General features: G+C 38.3%; 2 pseudogenes. Both read left to right on the top strand.

Annotated features, from left to right (window positions below):
- Positions 1–3 precede the first annotated feature (3 nt).
- Positions 4–224 (top strand): annotated as a pseudogene (locus WS44_RS10240) (transposase); the annotation flags it as partial.
- Between the two features lie 2 nt (positions 225–226).
- Positions 227–361, top strand: a pseudogene (locus WS44_RS09660) (aminoglycoside phosphotransferase); the annotation flags it as partial.
- Positions 362–399 lie beyond the last annotated feature (38 nt).

The raw sequence follows: 399 nt of genomic DNA, 5'->3' as shown, positions 1-399 counted from the left end.
TTCATGAATGATTTTACCAAAAATATGGCACAAGCTCTATTCAATCAAGACAAAATAAACGATTTATTGCGCAAAGAACTCCAGCAAACAGTTAATGACTTTTAGAGGCTGAACTGACTGCGTTTTTAGGCTATGATCCTTATGCCAGAGCTGTCTGGAATACAGGCAATTCACGCAATGGTGCTTACTTTCGCAAGGTTGATACGCAATTTGGCGAGATTAAGTGGAGACTTGTTCTGCCGCAACTGGTACTGATGATAATGGGAAGACTGTTGGGACCGAGTATAAAAATGTTGATCTTGATACCTACGATGATTTTAACGATTTAGGTCAAGCTTTTGAAAAGCAATTTTCTAATGAATAGCAAAGCCACCATAAAAGTGATCAATGTAGTTCCGT

Source organism: Lactobacillus sp. N54.MGS-719 (assembly GCF_000980505.1).
GTDB classification, from domain to species: Bacteria; Bacillota; Bacilli; order Lactobacillales; family Lactobacillaceae; genus Lactobacillus; species Lactobacillus amylovorus.
Note: the sequence above shows the minus strand (reverse complement) of the source record. Positions and strands in the feature narration are given on the sequence as shown.